Origin of the sequence: Solidesulfovibrio sp., assembly GCF_029978005.1 — a bacterium.
Classification (GTDB): Bacteria; Desulfobacterota; Desulfovibrionia; order Desulfovibrionales; family Desulfovibrionaceae; genus Solidesulfovibrio.
Map to the genome: position 1 here is coordinate 39,630 of NZ_JARKOZ010000053.1, position 6,496 is coordinate 46,125.

A 6,496-nucleotide genomic window follows, 5' to 3' on the forward strand; every position below is an offset into this window, starting at 1 on the left:
CTAACGCACCGCCTGTCCGGCATCGCAATCGTAGCGCGGCGGGCAGGACAGGGCCGTGGGCAGGACGGCCTGGGGCGAGGCCGGGTCCAGCACGCCGCCGCGCAGCACGAAGCGCAGCTCGCCCGAGACCGGGAACCCGTCGTTTATGGCTTTTTCCAGGCGGGCCACGGCGTCGGCGTATTCCGGCTCGGCCTTGTTCTTGTGGAACTGCCGCCGCCATTCGATCCACTGCCTGGGGCTCATGGCGCTCTGGTCCACGAAGACGAAGTGGGTCACGCCGTCCGGGCAGTCCTGCTCCAGGACCAGGGAGTACTCGAATACGGGGTTGGCCGGGTCGCGGGACTTGAGGCGCGCCGCCTCGTCCTCCTCGATGAGCCAGGCCGTGGGGCAGGCGCGCGAGGCGGCGAAATCCGCCACCGGCCCGAAAAGGAAGGCGGGGCGGGTCTCGTCGGCGATGAAGTAGCCGTCGAGGAAGGCCTTGGGCGGCGCGTAGGGCGCGTAGCCCATTTCCCGGCGCAGGGCCTGCGCCTTTTCCGACTGCGCCGCCGCCGGCGCATGCAGCCCGAGCGCCAGGACAAGCGCCACGAGCGAACCCGCCAGAACCGAAACGAAACGCGGCATGTCGCCTCCCGCCGGGAACGCTGCCCGGGCTTTGGGGATCATGCCGGTCGCAGTAACAATTTTGTCAGACCGTTGGCAAGGCGTATGGGAAAAGTGCCTAGCCCACCGGGGCCATACCGCCCCGGGCCGGCCGGACGCCTACCGTCCGGCCGGCCGCCGGGCCTGTCAGGATGACGAGGAAGTGCCCCGGAAGTTGGGGGACTTCTCGATGAGGTCGGTCAAAAGCAGCACCATGGACATGTCCCGCTTGTTGGCGGGGGTGATGGCCGAAAGCACGTAGTCCTTGAGCGAAGCGCCGGTGCCGGGCAGCGCCTCGTCGTCCCCCTGTCTGGTGTTGTGCACGGCTTCGAGGAACGAAAGAAGCAGGTACGGCCAGACGTCGTCGTAGTAGAGATGGTAGTCGAGGATCTCCTTGATTTTCATGATGGCGTATAAAATATTGTCCGTCTGCCGATAATCACGGGTCCACAGGTCCCGATCGCTCAGACGCGGCCGCTGCGGCGACAGGTTCGTAGCCATCTCCCGCCCCGGCTCCCGCATCCGACGATGGTCGTCGAGATGCACTATCTGGGCCATGCGCCTCCCTCCCTGGCGGCTTTGCGATCCGGCTTCCAGCCGGTCGCGCCTTGCTCACGAGCCTTTTCGGACGCTCCAGGAATTCCTTTAGCGCTCCCATCTATAGATTCTTACAATACTATCATGATGAAATTATTGAAACTAACGATTTCACCCCCGGTCGATCGCCGGCTATCAGGAAGCATCAAACCCTTTTTCGCCCGGAGGAAGCCATGACGGATGCGGCCCATGCGGCCATGTGGGAACGCCTCGACCTCGACCTCGAGGCCCACGACGCCCTGCTCGCGGTTCTTGGCAAGTTTTACGGCGACATCTACCTGTCCCAGCAGGGGCGGCTCAAGGGCGCGGAGTACCTGGACTTCGTGCTCTCCGAGGTCCACGGCCTGCGCATCAGGGAAATCCAGGAGGCCAAGGCGGCCGGCAAGAAAGTGGTGGGGACGTTTTGCGTGTTCGTGCCCGAGGAGCTGACCCTGGCCGCCGGGTGCGTGCAGGTGGGGCTTTGCGCCGGGGCCAAGGCCGGCACGGAGCTGGCCGAAACGCTGGTGCCGCGAAACACCTGCGACCTCATCAAGTCCTTCGTGGGCTTCAAGCTGGCCAGGCTTTGCCCCTACATCGAGTCCTGCGACCTGGTGGTCGGCGAGACCACCTGCGACGGCAAGAAGAAGGCCTACGAGGCCTTCGGCGAACTGGCCAACATGCACGTCATGGAAGTGCCCCAGTGCAAGGGGCCCTGCGACCTGGCCCTGTTCCGGTCCGAGATCGGCCGGTACAAGGAGGCGCTGGAAAAACTCACGGGCAAGGCCGTCACCGCCGAGGCCCTGGCCGAGGCCACCAGGCGCGTCAACGCCAAGCGCCGGGCCCTCCAGCGTCTGGGCCGGCTGCGCGCCGCCGACCCGGCCCCCATCTCCGGCCGCGACGCCCTGCTCGTCAACCAGATCAGCTTCTACGACGACCCGGACCGCTTCACGGCCAAGGTCAATGAGCTCTGCGACGAGATGGAGACGCGCATCGCCAGGGGCGAGGGCGTGGCCCCCAAGGGGACGCCGCGCCTGCTTCTGGCCGGCTGCCCCATGGCCGTGCCCAACTGGAAGCTGCCCTACCTCATCGAGAGCTCGGGCGCGGTCATCGTGGGCGAGGAATCCTGCATCGGCGAACGCAACAGCCGCGACCTGACCGACGAGACGCCCGCCGACCTGGAAGCGATGCTCGACGCCCTGGCCGAGCGGTACATGAAGATCGACTGCGCCTGCTTCACGCCCAATGCCGAGCGCCTGGAGCACATCGCCGCCCTGGCCAAGGAACTGGGGGCCGACGGCGTCGTCCATTACGGCCTGCTCTTCTGCCAGCCCTACGCCCACGAGGCCCTCAAGGTCGGCAAGGCCATGGAGGCCGCCGGCCTGCCCTATCTCGCCATCGAGACGGACTACGGCATGGAGGACGCGGGTCAGCTCAAGACCCGGATCGAGGCCTTCGTGGAGACCCTGGCGTGACCGAGTGCGCCGGCCTGGACATCGGTTCCCGGTCCATCGAGGTTGTCGTGGTGCGCGGCGGCGAGGTTCTCTCCCGCCGCCGCGCGCCCACGACCTTCGATCCCCTGTCCCAGGTCCGCGCGCTCTTCCCGGACGGCCCGCCGCCCCGGCTGGCCGTCACGGGCTACGGCCGCCAGTTGGCCCTGACCCTTTTCCCCGAGGCCCGGACCATCACCGAGATCAAGGCCCACGCCATCGGCGCGGCCAGCCTCTTTCCCGAGGCGGCCACGCTGCTGGACATCGGCGGCCAGGACACCAAGGCGGTGGCGCTTCTGCCCGGCGGCCGGGTCGGCCGGTTCGAAATGAACGACCGCTGCGCCGCCGGCACGGGCAAGTTCCTCGAATACACGGCCACGGCCTTCGGCCTGTCCGTGGCCGACTTCGCCGCCCTGGCCCTCGGCGGGTCCGACCCGCCGGAGATCAGCTCCATGTGCACGGTGTTCGCCGAGACCGAGGCCACCACGCTCATGGCCCGGGGCGTGGGCCAGGCCGACATCGCCCTGGGGCTGCACAAGGCCATCGTGGCGCGCACCGTGGCCATGCTGCGCCGGGTGGGGCTGCGCGCCCCCCTGGCCTTCGTCGGCGGCGTGGCGAAAAATCCCTGCGCCGTGCGCCTTGTGGCCGAGGCCGTGGGATTTTCTCCTCTGGTTCCCGACGAGCCGGACATGACCGGAGCCTTGGGCGCGGCCCTGTGGCTCGCGAAGACCCCCTCCTGACGTCCGCCGGGCCGCCGAGGCCGCCCGCCTCGGCCCTGCGCCGCAGACCCTTTCCCCCAAAACATTGCGCGAATGTCACGAATGCCTTTGGATTCCACTGGCTCTTCAAACAAGCAAATCATTTCAAACTGCATGGTTGCCGGGAAACGATTTCCCAACACTGTCACGGAATTAAAACATTTATTTTCTGCAATTAATTTATTGCAATGTGCCCCGGGCCCGATTAAGAAGAAAGCAGCGCCCTCCCGGATTCGCCACCGGGGCTACGGCGCGTCGTGGTGATTGCGCAAGGAATCCGAACGATCTGGAGGAAGTGATGAGAAAGCGTTTGGGAGCTCTGGCCCTGGCGGCCAGCATGGTCGTGGGCCTCATCGGCGCCGCCCATGCCGCCACCGAGGTCAAGATGACCGGTGATGCGCGTGTCTACGGCAACTTCTTTGAAAACCGCAACTACACCGGCTGGAACAAGACCGGCACCAAGACCGAAGACACCTTCGAGATCTGGGAACGCTTCCGCCTGCGCACCGACTTCGTGGCCAACGAGGCCGTGAAGTTCCGTTTCGGCGTCAAGGTGGAAGATACCTGGGGCTACGGCACCTTCACCGCCGCCAACCCCTCCGCTGCCGTGCAGGTCGACCTGGCCTACCTGCAGTTCAAGGTTCCCGGCTGCGACGGCGTCGAAGTGACCGCCGGTCTGCAGGACGTCAACCTGCCCCAGAGCGGCCTGTTCTACAACAGCCCGGTCTGGAGCGACAAGATGGCCGCCCTGACCATCAAGGCTCCGCTTATCGACAAGACCCTGGGCGTGCTGGTCGGTTTCGGTCGTCTGATCGACACCAACCGGACCTTCGACACCACCACCACCCAGCGTGCTGACGAGCTGGACGCCTACTTCCTGGCCCTGCCCGTCACCCTCGAAGGCTTCAAGGCCACCCCGTGGGCCATGGTCTCCGTGGCCGGCCGCAACGCCGACTACACCTGGAAGGACACCACCGACGTCGCCGAATGGGGCAACAACTTCGCCAATACCCTGGTCTCCGCCGCCAGCGCCAGGAACATGACGACCACCGGCGCCACAGGGTACTGGAAGAACAGCCAGAATCCCTACTACTGGATCGGCGGCGCGTTCGAAGTGACCGCCCTTGATCCGGTCAAGTTCTACGCTGACGTGATCTACGGCGCCGGCGCCCAGAACGACCACAAGGCCGCCAAGCGCGAAGGCTGGATGATCGACTTCGGCGCCGAGTACACGGGCCTGGACGTCCTCACCCCGCAGGTGTTCGCCTTCTGGTCCACCGGCGAAGACAAGTCCACCCGCAACGGCTCCGAGCGCATGCCCTACATGCGTTCCCAGTGGGGTCCGGGCAACAGCTTCCTGTTCGACAGCAGCCAGGAGCTGGGCAAGGGTTCCAACATGTACACCGATCCGGTCGGCAACTACGGCATCGGCGCCTCGCTGAACAACATCTCGTTCATCGAGAAGCTGACCAACCGCCTGACCTTCGTGTACGTGCGCGGCAACAACAACGCCCGCGCCATCCGTGACGCCCGCGCCTACTACAACAGCTCCTACTTCGCCATGGGCAAGGACCTGACCACCAACGAGTACGTCATGGCCCTCAACCTTGACACGAAGTACATGATCTACGAGAATCTGGCCGCCGTCATGGAGACCGGCTGGGCGCACGGCGAATTCCAGGAGAGCGTCTGGGGTCACCGCCTGGTCCACCAGGCCGACTCCAACGGCAACAATGCCTGGAAGGTCGCCTTCGGCCTGACCTACAAGTTCTAAAGGCGGATTTGCGACACCACGACGAGGGGGCCTTCGGGCCCCCTTTTTTTGGGAGGTGTCTCTCCCGCCTCTCCGTCAACTCCGCCCCGGCGGGAGGCCGCCCAGATCGCGCCGTGCGTGGCGACGCGCGACCCACTCTTTTTTTTTTGTAACTTGTTTCCAAAAATCCCCGGGTGTAGGGGATATTGACGATAACTTCCGGATAGCCACCGGAGGTTGCGGTGCGTCGATGGTCAACCGTTAGCAAGCCGCTCGTGAGTTGGAGGAAGGACTTATGAAGCGTTTGGGTTCTCTGGCCCTGGCGGCCAGCATGGTGCTCGGCCTTTTCGGCGCCGCCCATGCCGCCACCGAGGTCAAAATGACCGGTGATGCGCGTGTTTACGGCAACTTCTTTGAAAACCGCAACTACACCGGCTGGAACAAGACCGGCACCAAGACCGAAGACACCTTCGAGATCTGGGAACGGTTCCGGCTGCGTTCCGACTTCGTCGCCAACGAAGCCGTGAAGTTCCGTCTGGGCATCAAGGTGGAAGACACCTGGGGCCACGGCACCTTCACCGCCGCCAACCCTGACACCGCCGTGCAGGTCGATCTGGCCTACCTGCAGTTCATGGTTCCCGGCTGCGACGGCGTCGAAGTGACCGCCGGCCTGCAGGACGTCAACCTGCCCCAGAGCGGCCTGTTCTACAACAGCCCGGTCTTCAGCGACAAGATGGCGGCCTTGACCATCAAGGCCCCGCTGATCGACACGACCCTGGGCGTCCTGGCCGGTTTCGGTCGTCTGATCGACACCAACCGGACCTTCGACACCACCACCACCCAGCGGGCCGACGAGCTCGACGCCTACTTCCTGGCCCTGCCCGTCACCCTCGAGGGCTTCAAGGCCACGCCGTGGGCCATGGTTTCCGTGGCCGGCCGCAGCACCAACTACACCTACAAGGACACCACCGACGTCGCCGAGTGGGGCAACAACTTTGCCAACACCCTGGTCTCCGCCGCCAGCGCCAAGGGCATGACCACTCCCGGCACCATCGGCTACTGGAAGAACGACCAGAACGCCTACTACTGGGTCGGCGGCGCGTTCGAAGTGACCGCGCTTGATCCGGTCAAGTTCTACGCCGACGTGATCTACGGCGCCGGCGCCATGAACGACCACAAGGCCGCCAAGCGCCAGGGCTGGATGGTCGACTTCGGCGCCGAGTACACGGGCCTGGACGTCGTCACCCCGCAGGTGTTCGCCTTCTGGTCCACCGGCGAAGACA

At 65.3% G+C, this 6,496-nt stretch carries 6 protein-coding genes; 4 read left to right on the top strand and 2 right to left on the bottom strand.

Annotated elements, in window-relative coordinates; all coding sequences use genetic code 11:
* Together Q1K70_RS06305 and Q1K70_RS06310 are read right to left on the bottom strand one after the other, a co-directional pair.
* Positions 1–621: a hypothetical protein gene (locus tag Q1K70_RS06305; protein WP_300156997.1), complete on the bottom strand. Its 621-nt coding sequence runs from the start codon at positions 619–621 to the stop codon at positions 1–3.
* A 165-nt stretch (positions 622–786) separates the two neighbouring features.
* Positions 787–1,197 (bottom strand): hypothetical protein, encoded by a 411-nt coding sequence (locus Q1K70_RS06310; RefSeq protein WP_300156999.1) that lies wholly within the window; start codon positions 1,195–1,197, stop codon positions 787–789.
* Positions 1,198–1,409: 212 nt separating this feature from the next.
* Here Q1K70_RS06310 and Q1K70_RS06315 point away from each other — a divergent pair, with 212 nt between their 5' ends.
* From Q1K70_RS06315 to Q1K70_RS06330, 4 genes are all read left to right on the top strand, one after another.
* Positions 1,410–2,687 (top strand): double-cubane-cluster-containing anaerobic reductase, encoded by a 1,278-nt coding sequence (locus Q1K70_RS06315; protein ID WP_300157001.1) that lies wholly within the window; start codon positions 1,410–1,412, stop codon positions 2,685–2,687.
* On the top strand, positions 2,684–3,442 hold the full coding sequence (locus tag Q1K70_RS06320) for an acyl-CoA dehydratase activase (protein ID WP_300157003.1): 759 nt from the start codon (positions 2,684–2,686) through the stop codon (positions 3,440–3,442). The genes Q1K70_RS06315 and Q1K70_RS06320 overlap by 4 nt, the downstream gene beginning before the upstream one ends.
* Before the next feature lie 316 nt (positions 3,443–3,758).
* Positions 3,759–5,234 carry an outer membrane homotrimeric porin gene (locus Q1K70_RS06325; protein ID WP_300157005.1) on the top strand — a complete coding sequence of 492 codons (1,476 nt, stop codon included), beginning with the start codon at positions 3,759–3,761 and terminating at the stop codon, positions 5,232–5,234.
* A 274-nt stretch (positions 5,235–5,508) separates the two neighbouring features.
* Positions 5,509–6,496, top strand: a 988-nt coding sequence (locus Q1K70_RS06330) for a hypothetical protein (RefSeq protein ID WP_300157007.1), incomplete at its 3' end; no start/stop codon positions are given.

Excerpts from the sequence above, each read along its gene's own strand:
- Q1K70_RS06305 (WP_300156997.1), bottom strand. The coding sequence starts at position 621 with ATGCCGCGTTTCGTTTCGGTTCTGGCGGGTTCGCTCGTGGCGCTTGTC.
- Q1K70_RS06310 (WP_300156999.1), bottom strand. The coding sequence starts at position 1,197 with ATGGCCCAGATAGTGCATCTCGACGACCATCGTCGGATGCGGGAGCCG.
- Q1K70_RS06315 (WP_300157001.1), top strand. The coding sequence starts at position 1,410 with ATGACGGATGCGGCCCATGCGGCCATGTGGGAACGCCTCGACCTCGAC.
- Q1K70_RS06325 (WP_300157005.1), top strand. The coding sequence starts at position 3,759 with ATGAGAAAGCGTTTGGGAGCTCTGGCCCTGGCGGCCAGCATGGTCGTG.